The organism is Candidatus Diapherotrites archaeon (assembly GCA_016205145.1).
Classification (GTDB): Archaea; Iainarchaeota; Iainarchaeia; order Iainarchaeales; family JACQJH01; genus JACQJH01.
In genome coordinates, this window is record JACQJH010000002.1 from 90,787 (window position 1) to 105,512 (window position 14,726).

A 14,726-nucleotide genomic window follows, 5' to 3' on the forward strand; every position below is an offset into this window, starting at 1 on the left:
GGACGGAAGCAAAATCAACCCATGCAATCCACTGGTCAAAAATAAAAATTGCCGGCTATTTCAGGTATTTTGCGTAAACGGCAAAAAACCTGTCAAAGGTTTTTTTGTATTTCTCCAGAAAAAAGCGTTCCAGGTTTTCGGAGTAACCGTTCTGGAAATCTTCAAGACAGTTTATATATGAAAGCCGCTGGGTTTTTCTGATAATGAGCGGAGGATAACCGTTGTTAACCAAAATCGTGTTTATGATGAAACGCCCAACCCGCCCGTTCCCGTCAGCAAACGGGTGTATTCGCTCGAATTTGCCATGAAACAAGGCCGCCATTTTCAACGGGTGGGTCTTGGTTATTGCCTTGCCATACCATTCAATCAGCAGACCCATCTCTTCTTTGACTTTTTCTGGCGGAGTGAGTTTCACCCTTGAGCCGACTATTTCATTCGGAAACTGCTTATAGCCAAGCCGCGGGTCAATGTTTTCCATCAGCAGTTTGTGCATGCTGACTATGTCCTTTTCGCGGACCTTGAATTTCTTTGATAGGATTTTCTCAACAACTTTCCTTGAGTTTCTTGTTTCATATATTTCCCTCAGGTCCTTGTTTTCAACCGACCTGTTCTCAAACATCACTATCGCAACATCCTTCAGTGTGAGAGAGCTTCCCTCGATTGCGTTTGACTCATAAGTGAAGTTTGCCGTAAACCTATCAAAAACGTCCCTCAACTGCTCCTTTGAAAACCCATTTATCAGGCGCTTGTAATCAACCCGTATGGCTTCAACCCTTCTGACCTGTAGTTCCGGGAAGACAGAATCCGTGCCAAATGCTTTGACGGCAAAACTTGCCGCAAGACTTTTTTCTTTCTGCAGGAAATAGTCTGCATGCTCACGCTCGAGTTCCTTCAGTGGCCTGTTGTCATTGCCTATGAGCTTTTGGATTGTCGTTACAGTGCCATCCGGCAAACGCACGGATTTGACCAGATAACAGTATGTCCCGCCGGAAATCTTTTTCCTGGAAATGTAAACCATAAAGAAAGAGTTTAACCTTACACTTTTTAAATATAAGCAAAAACGTAAGGTTAAATCTGCTCTGCCAAGGCCCTTTCAGATGCCCGGATAATTCGGGGCTTCCTCGGTTATGGTAATGTCATGGGGATGGGATTCGCGCAGGCTTGCCTCGGTTATCTTGATCCATTTCGTTTTTTTGCGCAGTTCGTCGATGTTTTTGGCGCCGATGAAGCCCATGCCGCTTCTCAATCCGCCCATCAGCTGGAAGACGACTTCCGACAGCATGCCCCTGTACGGCACTATGCCTTCAATGCCTTCCGGCACGAGCTTGCCCTGCTTCGGCTTGCCCAAATGGAAGTATCGGTCACCGGAACCTTTTTCCATTGCGCCCAAGCTGCCCATTCCCCTATACTGCTTGAACTTGCGGTTGTTCAAATAAACAATCCTGCCCGGCGATTCGTCGCATCCAGCCAGAAGGCTTCCGGCCATGACGGAGCTTGCGCCCGCGGCCAGGGCCTTTGTGATGTCGCCCGAATATTTTATGCCGCCGTCCGCAATGACCGGAATGCCCTTCCTATCAGCGGCCTTTGCGCATTCGAGGATTGCAGTGAACTGCGGAACCCCGACGCCTGAAACAATCCGTGTAGTGCAGATTGCACCCGGACCGACGCCGACCTTGATGGCGTCGGCGCCTGCCGCGATAAGGTCCTTGGCCGCATCCGCCGTGCCGATGTTTCCGGCAATGAGCTGGACTTCAAACTCCTTTTTTATTTTGGCGACAGCATTGACAACCATTTTCGAGTGGCCGTGCGCTGTGTCAAGCACAATGACGTCGACTTCGGCTTCAACCAGTTTCTTTGCCCTTTCAAAATCCCTGGGCCCGATTGCAGCGCCCACCATTAGCCTTCCGCGTTTGTCCCTCAATGCGGCGGGATACCTCTGCCTGTTCTGGATGTCCGTCAGGGTTATGAGGCCCTGAAGCTGCCCGTCCTTTCCGACAATCGGCAGTTTTTCAATCCTGTGGCCGTGCATCAGCTTTCTCGCTTCGTCCATGTCGACAACCCTGTCGACCGTCACCAGGTCTTTCGACATTATGTCCTTTGCCCTGCCCTTCGAGTTTTCCTCGAACAGCAAATCCCTCGTGGTGACGATGCCCACAAGCGTTCCGTTTTCCACCACGGGAAAGCTGGAAATGTTTTTTGTTTCGTAAATTTCGATTATCTCGCTTACCGGCATTTCCGGCGGAATCGTGAGCGGCTCCTTTATTATCCAGTATTCCGCGCTTTTCACGCGCTTCACCTGTTCGGCCTGCTCTTCCGGGGAAAAGTTCTTGTGGATTATGCCGATGCCGCCGTGCTGGGCCATTGCAATCGCGGTCCTGTATTCGGTTACGGTGTCCATTGCCGCGCTGATCAGGGGAATGTTAAGCTCAAGCTTTTTTGTAAGCCTTGTCTTTAAGGAAACTTCGCTTGGCAGGACGCTCGAAGGGCCGGGTAAAAGCAGTATGTCGTCAAAAGTCAGGCCAGTTTTTTCCACCGAAAACCCTGCTCCTTTATTTTAAAAGTAGGGCGGCAAGCTTTAAAAAGGGGTGCGTCGGAAAGATGCCGGAAAAAGGCCGGCGGCAGACAAAAACGCAATCTTTTCCAGTATACGCCCTGCAACATAAAACGCCAAGCGCGGTTAGCCAGATTCCCTTTTTAAGTTTTACCGCGTTTTATTAGTTGGGTTTTTTCCTATGCCTTGCACTGCCGTCATTGGAATGCAGTTCGGCGATGAAGGCAAGGGCAAGATAACAGACTATTTGGCAGAAAAATCCGATTTTGTTTTCAGGTACGGCGGCGGCAACAATGCCGGGCACACAGTTGTGGTGGAAGGCAAAACCTACAAATTGCATTTGCTTCCCTCCGGCGTTGTCAGGGGCAAGCGCTCTCTTCTGGGCGCGGGCGTGGTGATCGACCCCCAGGTTCTGCTGGATGAAATCTCGGCGCTTGGAAAAAAGCCGAATCTCGGCATCGACCCGAGGGCGCACATCATAATGCCGTATCACAAGTACCTTGACGCGAATTCCGAGGCGAAAAAAGGCGAAAACCAGATCGGCACGACGGGCAGGGGCATAGGCCCATGCTATGCCGACAAGGCGGAAAGAACAGGCATCAGGTTCGAGGACCTGTTGGACAATGAACGGCTTGAGGAAAAGCTCAGGCAGGTCCTGCCAATCAAGGAAAAAATCCTGAAACATGTTTATGGCGTGGAGTTTCCGCATTCCCTCGGCGAAATCGTGCAGGAATATTCGGCTTACGGGGAAAAGCTCAGGGAATTCGAAGCCGATGCCTCGCTTGAAATCGCACAGGCATTGAAGGCAAAAAAAAGCATTCTGCTTGAGGGCGCGCAGGGCACTTTTTTGGACATCAATTTCGGCACATACCCATTCGTGACATCATCGATTCCGATTGCGCCGGGCGCAGGCGCGGGCATAGGCTTTCCTGCCGCGAAGACGGAAAAAGTCGTCGGCGTCGCAAAAGCCTACACCACGCGCGTCGGCGCCGGGCCGTTTGCAACCGAGCTTTTGGACGGCCTTGGCGACAGGCTGAGGACTGCGGGAAACGAGTTCGGCACTACAACAGGAAGGCCGAGAAGAGTGGGCTGGCTTGACATGGTTTTGCTTAGGACTGCTGCAAGGCTGAATGGCGTGACTGAAATAGCCCTGACAAAGCTTGACGTTTTAAGCGGCGTCGAATCGCTTGAAGTGTGCGTTGCCTACGACTGCAACGGCAAAAAAACCGGGGAGTTTCCGGCAAAAATGTCAGACGCGGAAAAATGCGTGCCCATTTACAAAACATTGAATGGCTTTTCAATAACCGGCTCGGAAAAAAAGTTTTCCGCTCTTGACAGGCACGCGCAGGAATACGTTAAATTCGTTGAAAAAGAGCTTGGCGTTCCAGTCAGCATTGTTTCAACCGGCCCGAAAAGAAGCCAGACAATAATGAAAAAATAGGCGGCCGGAAACTGCTTTTCGATTTTTCATCCGGGCAGCCATTTTTCACGCCAGTCTTCAAGCGCGGCAAATGCGAATGCCCTTGAAAAATTCGTGCCTTTCCGCAGGCAGTCAAGCGCGTCTTCCGCAAGGCCTTTTTCCACGAGCCCGGACCTTTTGAGGCTTAAAATCTTGTCCTCGAAAACGCCTTTCAGGCTTCCTGACAGATACTTGTCAACCGGGCTGCCTAAGCCGGTTTTTGCCCTGCGCTTGACTGTTTTTTCAGGCAGCCTGTCCGAAAGCATTTCCCTGAAAAACGGCTTGTTGCCGCGGATGAATGAAAACTTCCAGTCATTCGGAATTGACTTTGAAAATTCAAACAATTCCCTGTCAAGCAATGATGGCCGCAGTTCAAGGCCGTGCGCCATGCTCATCCTGTCGGATGACGCAAGGTAGCGCGTCACAAAGTTCGAGCTGATGTCGACAAGCCTGATAGAGTCGAGGAAACCGTTTGATTCCATGAAACCGGAATGCATTTTTTCAAGTTCCGCCAGCCTTTGCCCTGAAACAAAGCCGTCCGGCCTTCTTTGCCGGGAAACCGCGGCCTGGATCCAGTCAGCCGGCAGCATTGACGCTTTGAGTTCCGAGCGCAAGGAATGGCAAAAATTTTTTCCGAACGGCAGTGAAAGCGCGTTGAACGCGGACAGGGCTGCTTTGCTGAAAAGCCTGTGCCGCATGAAATAGTCCATGCGGTAGAACTTGTGGTGCCGCGGATAGGCTCCGAAAAACTCGTCGCCCCCTTCCCCTGCAAGGCAGACGCTCACCTTTTCCTTTGCGGTTTCGGATAAAAGGAACAGCGGGACAAGCGAGCCGTTCGTCAGGGGCTCGTCGCAGTAATGGTAGATTTTCCCGAACGCCTCAACAAAGTCGTTCTCTGAAAGGTAGCGCGAATGATGGTCGGTGCCGAAATGCCCTGCCGCCGCTTCAATGTATTCCGATTCGTCCAGTGCGTTGTCTTCAAAATAAATCGAAAAAGACTTTATGCCCGCATCGGGATTCAGCTTTTTCATTGTCGAAAGCACTGCAGAGGAGTCCAGGCCGCCGCTCAAAAAAACCCCGACTTCGACATCTGCAACCTCCGACAGCGAACACGCCTTGTCGAGCAGGATTCTTCCTTTTGACAGGAGTTCTTTTTTTGAAAAGCTTTTTTCCGCAAAGGCGCCGATGTCGTAAAAACGCTTTAAGGACAGCGTTTTGCCTGCGATGTCCAGAACAAGGGAATGCGACGGCGGCACCTTGAAAACGTTCTCAAAAACCGTGCCGGTTTCATGCGGGCAGGCCTGATGCAGGTAAAGCTCCAGGGCGGACCGGTTTATTTTCCTTTCAACGCCATGCCGCAAAATGCCCTTGATTTCGCTGCTGAAAATGAACTTTTCGCCGTCCCAGTAATAGTAAAGCGGTTTTATCCCGAAATAGTCCCTTGCGAGAAAAAACTGCCTTTTAGCCGAATCATAGATTGCGAATGCCCACATGCCCCTGAACTTTCCAAGGCAATCGTGCCCGAATTCCTCGTAAGCGTGCAGTATCACTTCCGTGTCGGAATCGGATTTGAACCCATGGCCTTTCGCCTCAAGCTCTTTTCTCAATTCCCGGTAATTGTAGATTTCGCCGTTGAATACGATCCAGATGCTGTTGTCCTCGTTTGCCATCGGCTGTTTTGCCTTGTCGGACAGGTCGATTATTTTGAGGCGCCTGTGGCCAAGCGAAACCCTGTCGACAAAAATGCCTTCACCGTCCGGGCCGCGATGCGCAATGGCATCATTCATTTTTTTTACAAGGGCCTTGTCTTCCCAGCTGAAGCCGTTTATGCCGCACATTATCCCACTTCAGGTTAGTTGCAGGGCGGTTGCGAAAAAACCCGAACCCGCCAATGCAAAAATAAGCCAAAACAATAAAAATACGGCTTGTTTGAAACGGTTTGAAAGACTTGAAACAGGTTATCCGGGCAATGCCCCGGATGTTCCGCCGGAAGAAGGGCCGGTTCCAACAACCTTCTTGTAGATGAACTCAACCATTTCCCTCGGCACGAGCGGCCCCAAAAACGCGGAGAACGGCCCCGGCATGAAATTGACTTCTATTACCTTCAGGCCGTCCGGGGTTTCAATCAGGTCAACCGCGCAGATTTCCATGCGCATCACCTTCGCGGACCTCAGCGCAATCAATTTCATTTCATCCGTCGCCTCGATCAGGGTTGCCTTGCCGCCCCTTGAAACGTTCGCCCTCCACTCGCCCTGCCTGCCGGTCCTGCGCACCGCCAGAACCTTTTCCCCGAAAACATAGCATCTTATGTCCGTGTTCCTGTCGGGCACAAACTCCTGCGTCGACAAAAACTCGTCAAGCATGTGCATCGTGTCAAGAATCGAACCGAACTGCGTGGAATCGTTCACGAGCACAACGCCTTTGCCGGCAAAACCGGAAATCTTTTTCACCACAACCGGAAAATCCGAAACCTTTTTCTTCGCGGTTTCAGGCGAAATGAACAGGCCGCTGCCGACAACCGGAATGCCGGCGTCGCACAATTCCTTTATAGTGTAATACTTGTGGTTTGAAATCAGGAAGCCGCGCACTGAAACCGGCGAATACATTCCGGAGTCCTCGACAAGCCGCAGTATGGCTTCCGCCAGCACGAAGTCCGTGGAGCTCAGCCTCGGATAGCACGCGTCAAACGAGAAGAGGTCACGGCCCCTGAACCGCATTTCGACCTTGCCGTTGTTGAGGGAAACCCTGATTTTCGTGACCGGCACGAACAGCACTTCCCCGAAAATCCTTTTGGCTTCTTCCCTGAGGTCGCGCACAGTGCGCTTGACGTGGTACCTTGAGCCGATTATGAGTAGGCTGGGCCTGCGGTTTCCCGCCTGCAAATCCGGTTTGCCATTGCCATGCTTGACGCTTTTCCTAATCACGCCCTGCACTCTGCCGCCGGCTGCCTTTCGGCCCTTTTTCTTGCCGCCGGCTTTTGGGCCAATGCGCGCCTTGCCTTTTGCGATGCCGGCTTTTTTGGAAATCATTCGCCCACCCTTTTTTCCGAGGCGTTCTTGAAAAAGAATTCCGCGCACTCGGCAAACAGGTCGACGCCAAGGGTGTCGGATAACGCCAAAAACTTTACTTCGGGGGAAACCCTTGTTACAAGGCCGTTGGAAATCTTGACTGTCGCAACCTTGCAGCCGCACGCCTTTGCCGCCCGGATAGCAATCTTGCGCTCGCGTTCCGGCAGGTCGAGAGGCTTTCCCCTGCGCGGCAATTCGAGTTTGCCGTTTTTCCACTTGCGCTGGACGCAGAAAACCTTTTTGCCTATGACAACGCAATGGTTGACTGGCGTGAACAAAAAATCCATCAGGACTGCGGCATCAATGCCCGAATCCGCGGAAAAGCTTGTCATCTGCTTGTCCAGCTCCTTCTTGGTTTCGATGACAAGGCTCTGCGTTTTTTTCTGGCCGCTGTAAGCCTCGAAAATCGCCGGAAAAGAAAGCCTCCTGCCGGTATGGCTCAGATCCGCCTTTGCCGCGCCGAAAACCGTTTTTGGCAGTGGAACTTTCGCCTTGTCAAGCACGACCAGCTGGAACAGTTCATTGGAATTCAGGTAATACGCGCCGGGCACGACCTGCGAAAAAAGCCTTTTGCGCGAAATCTCGTCAAGCAGAGGCTCGACGAACGGCGCGAGCTTGAGCTTTGCGTTCAAAAAAACCGCGGAAAAATCGTCGATGTTCACCGGCCCCGACAAAAGGGTTTTCCTGCCATTGCCCGAAAAAATCGAAAAATCTGACAGCGATGCAACCTTCGCTGACTCGAAGCCGGCTGCAACAAAAGCCTTCTTGAGCCGCGGCATGGCCGCAGTCTTTTCGGTCGAAAGGATAAGCGCTTTCATTTCCGCACCAAAAAAATTCCAAGCCTATTCAACCATTGAACGGTTTTTAAGGCTTTTGAGGCCGGCATTGCCACTAACATTACGGGCAAGCGTTCTTCAGGCGTTGCCGTGAAATTTTTTGGCTAACCGTTCCTTTATCCTGCCGGCCTTGTGGATGTGCTCGTTGAAAGGTTTCAGGCGCACGATTCTGCCGGAAAAAAGCGATGAAAGCCTTTTTTCGTCCGCAAGCTGGTCGTAGCCGAGGGCAACAACATCAGGCTTTCTCTGCCTGACGATTTCGTAGATGTCGCCTTCATTGCCGAGCACGGCCTCGTCAACGACGCGCAGGGCGCGAATTACTTCAAGCCTGCTGTTTTCGTCGTTGACCGGCTTGCCGCCCTTCAGCCGCGCGACAGTGGAGTCCCTGCCCACGACAACCACAAGCAAGGCATTTTCGCCGCCAAGCGATTTGGCTTCGGCTAGGCAATGCAGGTGCCCGGGATGGAGTATGTCAAAAGTGCCGAAAGCCATCACAGTCAAGGGTTTTGCCATGCTATCACCGGCCACAGCCAGAAAAGCTTGGAAAACAAAGTTTTTATTAAGTGTTAATTCATTCATAGTCTTGGAAGGCGCAAGAATGGAACTGCAGGAAAAACTGGAACTCGTCAAAAGGAACACTGCGGAAGTAGTCACTGAAGCCGAGATTGAAAAACTGCTGTCGGAAAAGAAGTCGCCGCTCGCTTACTGCGGTTACGAGCCTTCGGGGGAAGTGCATCTCGGACACCTTGTCACGATCACCAAGCTGCTGGATTTGCAGAAGGCCGGCTTCAAGGTCAAGGTGCTTCTGGCGGACTGGCATGCCTGGCTCAACAAAAAGGGCGACTGGCAGTTCATAAAGGAAAACTGCAAGCTGTGGGAAAAAACCTTCAAAAAATCCGGCCTCGAAAAAGCGGAATTTGTTCTGGGTTCAGGTTTCCAGCAGGAAAAGGATTACGTGAAAGACGTCCTGGTTCTGGCACAGCACACCACGCTCAACAGGGCGACGCGCGCCATGCAGGAGGTTGCGCGCGATTTGGAGAACGCGAGCGTTTCGCAGATGATCTATCCACTCATGCAGATAGCGGACATGAAATACTTGAAGGTTGATGTGGCCCAGTCCGGAATAGAGCAGAGAAAAATCCACATGCTGGCGAGGGAAAACCTCCAAACAATCGGCTGCAAAACCGTTTCATTCGTGCACACGCCGCTCGTGAACAGCCTGCTCGGCCCCGGACAGAAAATGTCCTCATCGGTTCCGAATTCCCTGATTTCAATGCGCGATTCGGAGCAGGAAATTTCGGCAAAACTCAAAAAAGCCTACTGTCCGGAGGGCGTGGTGGAAAACAACCCGGTTCTTGAAATCGCCAGGCTCGTTGTCTTTCCGCGCATCAGGGAAATCAAAATCGAGAGGCCGGAAAAATTCGGCGGAAACGCTTCCTTCGCGGATTATGCGGGGCTGGAAAAGGCGTTCGCGGAAAAAACCCTGCATCCCGCTGATTTGAAGCCCGCGATTGCAATTGCGCTGGCAAAAATCCTGAAATAACGCAGGCCAAGCGTTTTCAAAATGCCGGCATCCGCCAAAAAAAAACATGGCTTTGTGAATGAAAAAGCCTTATTTTTCCAAATCGCGTTCCGCCTAAAAAATCCCACCGCAACCTAATTAAAGCGCGCGCGCATTATCATTTACGATGGCTTCAGCCGCGGTTTCGTGGGATATTTTCTTTGCCTTGCTCTCGGCGCTCATACTGTTTGTTTACGGCATAGAGCATTTCAGCGAACGCATCAGGCGCATAGCCGGGGAAAGGTTCAGGTCACTGCTCGGAAGGCTGACAAAAAGCCCGTGGAAAGGCGCCTTGCTGGGCGCAGTCGCAACAGCCATCACGCAGTCGAGCACCGCGATAACAGTCATTTCGGTCAGCCTGGTCAACGCGGGAACGATTTCGTTTGCGCAGAGCCTCGGTATAATAATCGGCGCCAACGTCGGGACGACTTTCACCGGCCAGCTGTTGGCAAACAATCTCGCCTCGTTCGGACCGGTTTTCATCATTCTCGGTTTTTTGATTGACGTTTTCGGCAAAAAATACAGGTTTTTGGGCAAACCGGTTTTCTATTTCGGCCTGGTGTTCTTTTCCCTTACGCTTGTGACTGCAACTCTCGCGCCGTTCCGGGATGACCCGGCAATCATTTCGCTTCTGAAAAACAACCTCAGCCTGCCGGTTGCCCTCCTGGCGGGCATTGCCTTCACTATCCTGTTCCAGTCAAGCGCGGTAACAAGCGGCGTTGTAGTTGTCCTCGCGCAAAGCGGCTTTCTATCGCTTGAACAGTCCATTCCCATAATCCTTGGCGCAAACATCGGCACGACCGCAACCGCGCTTTTTGCTTCCTCCCGGATGAGCGTTTTCGCCAAAAGAGCCGCGGCGTCACATTTCGTTTTCAATGCCACGGGAGTCATAGCCTTCCTCGCCTTGTTGCCGTTTTTTGCCGGCGCTGTCACCGCATTGGGCGGCAGCACCGGCCAGCAGGTTGCAAACGCGCATGTCATAGTGAACCTTTCAACCGCAATCGCGTTCCTGCTGGCAATCGGCCATTTCAAGTCCTTCATCGAATGGCTTGTCAAGGGCGATGAAAAGGAAATCGTTTTCAGGACAAAATTCATAATGGAAAAGCCGCCTGAAAGCAATGCCGGGGCGTTCAACGCAATTGAAAATGAGCTGAGGCACGCGGTCGGAATCACGGCGGAACTGCTTGACAACTCAATCGAAATGCTCGGCTCCGCTTCCCTTGAAAACAGGAACCGCGTTGAAAAACTCGGGGAATTCGGCGATTTCCTGAATGAAAAAATCGAGGCCGCAATCCACGAGCTTTCGACAAGGCAGCTTTCCGAAAAGGAGGCCTTGCAGACCGTGCTGCTTGTCAGGATGTCGAACGAAATAGAGCGCATCGGCGACAACGGCGTGAACATCTCACTGCTTGCGGTTGCGGTGGCGGAAAAAGGCCAGCCCCTGCCGGAAGGGCAGGCAAACGGAATCCGCGAAATTTACGGCCTGCTCAAAAAGGACTTGGCGGAACTCGGAAGGACCCTGCCGAGAATCAGCGAGTCGTCAGTGAAATCTATCAAGGATGCCGACAAGGCGTTCTGGGAAAAGGTTTCGCGCGAATACGGCTTGCATCTCAAAAGGCTGTCATCCGGAAACGAGCATGCGGACAGCATGCTCCTCGAAGCATTGTCGCTCATAGAGGCGATAAGCACCAAAACGAGGGAGCTGAGAAAACTCTCGGAAATGTACCCGGAACATGAAACCGGCGGAAATCCAGTCCAGGAAAACGGGCAGAATGTTTAAATACAAAAAAAGCTTAATATTGGAAGTCAGCAGCATGGACGTCAACATTTTAAGCCCGAAAACCGCGGTTGCAAACGCGTTCAAGGAGCCAAGCATAAGCCAGGCACTGTTCGTCGTGGTCCTGGCATGGATTATTCCAATAATCGCGCAGGCAATCCAGGGATTCGGCATAAGCATTTCAAGCGAGATTTTCCAGCTGGTCTTTTCAGCGGCAAGGCTGTTTTTGGGCGCCGCGATAATTTACGCCGCGGCATACCTGTTGAAGGCCGAAAAGGCCAAGGGAAAATTCAATGCAATCGTGTCAGCCTGGTCCCTTGTCTGGATTGTTTCGCTCGCGGCCGCAATCCTCGTGTTCATTTTCCTGCCGCTTGCATTCGCCCCGTCAGTCGTCGACCCGGTCAAAAAGTTTTCCAACAGGGAGATTGGCATTGAAACCCTCTCCGCAAGCCTCAGCGCGGCACTGGATTCAGCCGATAGCCCCGTGAATTTCCCTGTCCTGGCGGTTCTCGGCGTTTTAAGCCTGATACTGTTTGCACTGGCATTTTCCATTGTTTACCGGATTTTCAAGGAAATCCTCGGATTCAGGCCGATTCCCGTGCTTGCAACCGAAATTGCCGCATTGTTCGCCTTTTTCCTCATAACCGGCCTTCTCGGCATCTGACCGGCAGAACCGGAATATGCTCTCCAAGATTTGTCTTGCACGCCCGGAAATCTTTGCTATAGCCTACTCGGCGCCTCGCGAAGCGGGGCGCCTTAATCCCGACGCAGGGGGCTCCGCCCCCTTGCAAGCCCCTGAAAAATTTACCTCTACTTACTCGGCGGTTCATAACGTGAACCGCCTTAGTTTCGGCACGCGCGGTCGAAAACGCGCCCGGACGAAACCGCCGCACAAAAGACTTTTAAGCGCCGCGGAGCAAAAAAAACTTTTAAAAGGCTAACCGATGCCAAAATAATCCTGAAAAAAGTGAAAATACTATGAAAAAAATCAGGTGCCCGGACTGCAGGGAACTCTTTGAGATAGACGAAACCGAGTACGATGAGGGCGACTACGTCAACTGCCCGGAGTGCAACACGGAGCTTGTCATAGTCGAGCACGTGAAGGGCAAATTCAAGATAAAGCTTGCAAAGGAAGTCGAAATGGAAGACGATGACGAGCCTGAAGAGGAAGAGGTCCCTGAAGAATCAGAGTGAAAACAGAACCCGGGGCGCCTGGCCGGGCTTCCGTTCAACCCATTTTTATTTTTCTTTCCCGCAACCGCTTCAAGGTCTTTTCGCTTTGCAGTTCGCGCAATGCGTCAGCCGCAATCCAGCGGCCGGGTTTAGAGCCAAGCTTTTGGATTTCCCTTGCCACGGCAACCGCCCTTTTGTTCAGGCGGAGATTCCGTTTGCCGATCTGCCTCAATGCCCAGTTCACGGCTTTTTTCACGAAATTCCTTTCGTCCCCGGATTCGCGCACAATCAGCGGGAAAAACTTTTCAAAATCCTTGTCCTTCGCGCTTTTGTCATGCACTGAAAGGCACGCCATGAGCACGAAGCCGGTGCGTTTCACGAATTCTTCCTTGCGCGAGCACAACTCAACCGCTTTTTGCCAGGCAAAAGGCGTTTTGTCGAAAAGGTTGCTGCACGTCTGGTCGACGACATCCCAGGAATCAAAATCAGACACCCATTCCTCGAACTGCTTTTCAGAAACAAGGCCCGGGTCACCGGCCATTCCCGCCAAAAGCCTGGCTTCATGAATGCCCGTTTTCCACAACGCCACGGCAAGCTTGTGGTCTGTGCCTAGCTCTTTTGCAAACGGCCTCAAATCATAAATCGAAACGCCGAGCGTGCCCTTCGGGTTGATGCCGAAGCGTTTCATGCCCTCGACGTTTTTTGGGTTCGCCATCGACCTAAGAGTTTTAAGAATTTTTTCAAAAGTATCCATTTTGACCGAACTCAGGCCAGCGCCTTGGTCTTTTCTTTAGGTTGGCCGATTCCGTCCATGGACTTTCTCAAAAGCAGTCTGTCAAGTTCAATAAGCTGCTTGACGACAGGATTGGCAATGTTAAGCTTGTACATTTTCGCTTTTCCGACCTGACGGGTGTATTTTACTGCCCCTTTCTCTTCAAGCTGCCCCCAAAAAGTTTCCATTGTGTTCCATGAAACGCCTGCGTTCCTGCAAATTTCCTTTTTGCCGTAATCAAATATGTCGTTCTCGATAAGGAAATCCAGAACCCTTATCATCGGGTAGTCGCCAAAGAAGTCAACAAACAGGGATTTTTCAGTTTTCATATTATACCACAGTGTAGCGAATACTATACTATTCGCCAATAACAGTTTAATGAAAACACAAGTTTAAAAATCTATATTATAAAGTATTAATTTATGAAACTTTCTTCTTTCGAGATTCGCCGGAAAATCCTTTACAAAATGGCAAGACACAACATCTGGGGCGGCAAGCATACCGCTTTCGATAACATCCCGCACGGTTTTCCAAAAGAGTTGTGGAAAGACGTAAGAAAGGAAACCGAAGAACTGATAAAAGAAGGAATCATTGTCAAAAAACCAACCGGCTATGGCCTGCATGTTTCATTGAATGTCGGGAAAAAAGCGGAAATTGAAAAAATACTCTTTGAATAAAAAAAGCTATAACTTTCCGGCACAATAAGCGAACGCGTTTTCGAAAATTTTCATGCCCGCGCCTTTTTCCGGCACGGAAAGGCCTTTCCGCAACAGCTCGTTTTTCACCCTTGCCCAGTGCGGATGCTGGTAAAAAGAAACGTGCCCTTCGGGGTGCGGCATCAGCCCGAAAACCCTGCCGGTTTCGTCGCAGACGCCTGCAATCGCGTTCACTGAGCCATTTGGGTTTTCAGGATAAGAATTTGTTATGTTGAAGTCTTTGTCCGCGTAACGCATGGCGACAAGGTTTTCCGCTTCGAGCGCTTTCAAAACTTCCGCGCTTGCCGGAATAAATTTGCCCTCGCCATGCCGCACAGGCAATTCAAGAGTTTCAATGCCGCGCGTGAAAATGCACGGGCTTTTTTCGTTAACATTTAGCCCGACCCACCGGTCTTCAAACCTTCCCGAATCGTTGGCAAAAAGCGTGGACTGCTGTTCAAAATATTTTCCGCCCAACGCCGGAACGATTCCAAGTTTTACCATCATCTGGAAACCATTGCAAATGCCGAGAACAAGCTTTTTTTCGTCGATGAATTTTTGCAGTTCTTCGCGGAACGAATGCGAATTGAGTTTGGCAAAAACGAGCTTGTTTGCCATGCCCTTTCCCGCGCCAAGGTCGTCGCCGTAGGAAAAGCCGCCCGGAAACGCCAGAAGCGAATAATCGGAAAGGCTCGCCTTCCTTGCGAGGATATCGTTGACGTGCACGCGCTCCGCAAGAAAGCCCGCGGCATTCAGCGCGGCCTGCGTTTCAAAATCGCAGTTTATGCCATAGCCCGTCAGGACAAGCGCAGTCGGTCTTTTTTGTTCCGCCAT

General features: G+C 51.3%; 15 protein-coding genes. 6 read left to right on the forward strand and 9 right to left on the reverse strand.

Annotation, left to right across the window (positions count from 1 at the left end; all coding sequences use genetic code 11):
• Positions 1-55: 55 nt before the first annotated feature.
• Together HY394_03630 and guaB are read right to left on the reverse strand one after the other, a co-directional pair.
• Positions 56-1,018: a Fic family protein gene (locus HY394_03630; GenBank protein ID MBI4053099.1), complete on the reverse strand. Its 963-nt coding sequence runs from the start codon at positions 1,016-1,018 to the stop codon at positions 56-58.
• 75 nt (positions 1,019-1,093) lie between these two features.
• On the reverse strand, positions 1,094-2,533 hold the full coding sequence (gene guaB / locus HY394_03635; GenBank protein ID MBI4053100.1) for an IMP dehydrogenase: 1,440 nt from the start codon (positions 2,531-2,533) through the stop codon (positions 1,094-1,096).
• Between the two features lie 199 nt (positions 2,534-2,732).
• Between guaB and HY394_03640 the strand changes: the two genes are divergently transcribed.
• Complete coding sequence (locus tag HY394_03640; protein ID MBI4053101.1) at positions 2,733-3,992, forward strand: adenylosuccinate synthase; 1,260 nt, start codon at positions 2,733-2,735, stop codon at positions 3,990-3,992.
• 26 nt (positions 3,993-4,018) lie between these two features.
• On the opposite strand, the gene asnB is transcribed toward HY394_03640, so the two are convergent.
• From asnB to HY394_03660, 4 genes are all read right to left on the reverse strand, one after another.
• The gene (gene asnB / locus HY394_03645; protein MBI4053102.1) at positions 4,019-5,848 is read right to left on the reverse strand and encodes an asparagine synthase (glutamine-hydrolyzing); all 1,830 of its coding nucleotides are present in this window, start codon (positions 5,846-5,848) and stop codon (positions 4,019-4,021) included.
• Positions 5,849-5,968: 120 nt separating this feature from the next.
• On the reverse strand, positions 5,969-7,039 hold the full coding sequence (locus HY394_03650; protein ID MBI4053103.1) for a RimK family alpha-L-glutamate ligase: 1,071 nt from the start codon (positions 7,037-7,039) through the stop codon (positions 5,969-5,971).
• The gene (locus tag HY394_03655) at positions 7,036-7,896 is read right to left on the reverse strand and encodes a hypothetical protein (GenBank protein ID MBI4053104.1); all 861 of its coding nucleotides are present in this window, start codon (positions 7,894-7,896) and stop codon (positions 7,036-7,038) included. Before HY394_03655 ends, HY394_03650 begins: the two co-directional genes overlap by 4 nt.
• Before the next feature lie 96 nt (positions 7,897-7,992).
• Positions 7,993-8,406 (reverse strand): FAD synthase, encoded by a 414-nt coding sequence (locus HY394_03660; protein MBI4053105.1) that lies wholly within the window; start codon positions 8,404-8,406, stop codon positions 7,993-7,995.
• A 106-nt stretch (positions 8,407-8,512) separates the two neighbouring features.
• Here HY394_03660 and HY394_03665 point away from each other — a divergent pair, with 106 nt between their 5' ends.
• From HY394_03665 to HY394_03680, 4 genes are all read left to right on the forward strand, one after another.
• Entirely contained in the window at positions 8,513-9,457 is a 945-nt protein-coding gene (locus tag HY394_03665) for a tyrosine--tRNA ligase (protein ID MBI4053106.1), read from the forward strand.
• A gap of 145 nt (positions 9,458-9,602) precedes the next feature.
• Positions 9,603-11,255, forward strand: a complete 1,653-nt coding sequence (locus HY394_03670) for a Na/Pi cotransporter family protein (protein ID MBI4053107.1) — start codon at positions 9,603-9,605, stop codon at positions 11,253-11,255.
• 34 nt (positions 11,256-11,289) lie between these two features.
• Complete coding sequence (locus HY394_03675; GenBank protein MBI4053108.1) at positions 11,290-11,916, forward strand: hypothetical protein; 627 nt, start codon at positions 11,290-11,292, stop codon at positions 11,914-11,916.
• Between the two features lie 314 nt (positions 11,917-12,230).
• Positions 12,231-12,446 carry a hypothetical protein gene (locus tag HY394_03680; protein MBI4053109.1) on the forward strand — a complete coding sequence of 72 codons (216 nt, stop codon included), beginning with the start codon at positions 12,231-12,233 and terminating at the stop codon, positions 12,444-12,446.
• A 34-nt stretch (positions 12,447-12,480) separates the two neighbouring features.
• Here the strand turns inward: HY394_03680 and HY394_03685 are convergent, their stop codons facing one another.
• Both HY394_03685 and HY394_03690 read right to left on the reverse strand, forming a co-directional pair.
• Positions 12,481-13,179 (reverse strand): DNA alkylation repair protein, encoded by a 699-nt coding sequence (locus HY394_03685; protein MBI4053110.1) that lies wholly within the window; start codon positions 13,177-13,179, stop codon positions 12,481-12,483.
• Between the two features lie 11 nt (positions 13,180-13,190).
• Positions 13,191-13,526: a hypothetical protein gene (locus HY394_03690; GenBank protein MBI4053111.1), complete on the reverse strand. Its 336-nt coding sequence runs from the start codon at positions 13,524-13,526 to the stop codon at positions 13,191-13,193.
• Positions 13,527-13,619: 93 nt separating this feature from the next.
• Here HY394_03690 and HY394_03695 point away from each other — a divergent pair, with 93 nt between their 5' ends.
• Positions 13,620-13,874 carry a hypothetical protein gene (locus HY394_03695; protein ID MBI4053112.1) on the forward strand — a complete coding sequence of 85 codons (255 nt, stop codon included), beginning with the start codon at positions 13,620-13,622 and terminating at the stop codon, positions 13,872-13,874.
• A gap of 6 nt (positions 13,875-13,880) precedes the next feature.
• Here the strand turns inward: HY394_03695 and HY394_03700 are convergent, their stop codons facing one another.
• Positions 13,881-14,726 (reverse strand): phosphoribosylformylglycinamidine synthase subunit PurQ, encoded by an 846-nt coding sequence (locus HY394_03700; protein ID MBI4053113.1) that lies wholly within the window; start codon positions 14,724-14,726, stop codon positions 13,881-13,883.

Coding starts and splice junctions, on each gene's coding strand:
- HY394_03630 (MBI4053099.1), bottom strand. CDS start 1,018: ATGGTTTACATTTCCAGGAAAAAGATTTCCGGCGGGACATACTGTTAT.
- HY394_03640 (MBI4053101.1), top strand. CDS start 2,733: ATGCCTTGCACTGCCGTCATTGGAATGCAGTTCGGCGATGAAGGCAAG.
- asnB (MBI4053102.1), bottom strand. CDS start 5,848: ATGTGCGGCATAAACGGCTTCAGCTGGGAAGACAAGGCCCTTGTAAAA.
- HY394_03650 (MBI4053103.1), bottom strand. CDS start 7,039: ATGATTTCCAAAAAAGCCGGCATCGCAAAAGGCAAGGCGCGCATTGGC.
- HY394_03655 (MBI4053104.1), bottom strand. CDS start 7,896: ATGAAAGCGCTTATCCTTTCGACCGAAAAGACTGCGGCCATGCCGCGG.
- HY394_03660 (MBI4053105.1), bottom strand. CDS start 8,406: ATGGCTTTCGGCACTTTTGACATACTCCATCCCGGGCACCTGCATTGC.
- HY394_03665 (MBI4053106.1), top strand. CDS start 8,513: ATGGAACTGCAGGAAAAACTGGAACTCGTCAAAAGGAACACTGCGGAA.
- HY394_03670 (MBI4053107.1), top strand. CDS start 9,603: ATGGCTTCAGCCGCGGTTTCGTGGGATATTTTCTTTGCCTTGCTCTCG.
- HY394_03675 (MBI4053108.1), top strand. CDS start 11,290: ATGGACGTCAACATTTTAAGCCCGAAAACCGCGGTTGCAAACGCGTTC.
- HY394_03680 (MBI4053109.1), top strand. CDS start 12,231: ATGAAAAAAATCAGGTGCCCGGACTGCAGGGAACTCTTTGAGATAGAC.
- HY394_03685 (MBI4053110.1), bottom strand. CDS start 13,179: ATGGATACTTTTGAAAAAATTCTTAAAACTCTTAGGTCGATGGCGAAC.
- HY394_03690 (MBI4053111.1), bottom strand. CDS start 13,526: ATGAAAACTGAAAAATCCCTGTTTGTTGACTTCTTTGGCGACTACCCG.
- HY394_03695 (MBI4053112.1), top strand. CDS start 13,620: ATGAAACTTTCTTCTTTCGAGATTCGCCGGAAAATCCTTTACAAAATG.
- HY394_03700 (MBI4053113.1), bottom strand. CDS start 14,726: ATGGCGGAACAAAAAAGACCGACTGCGCTTGTCCTGACGGGCTATGGC.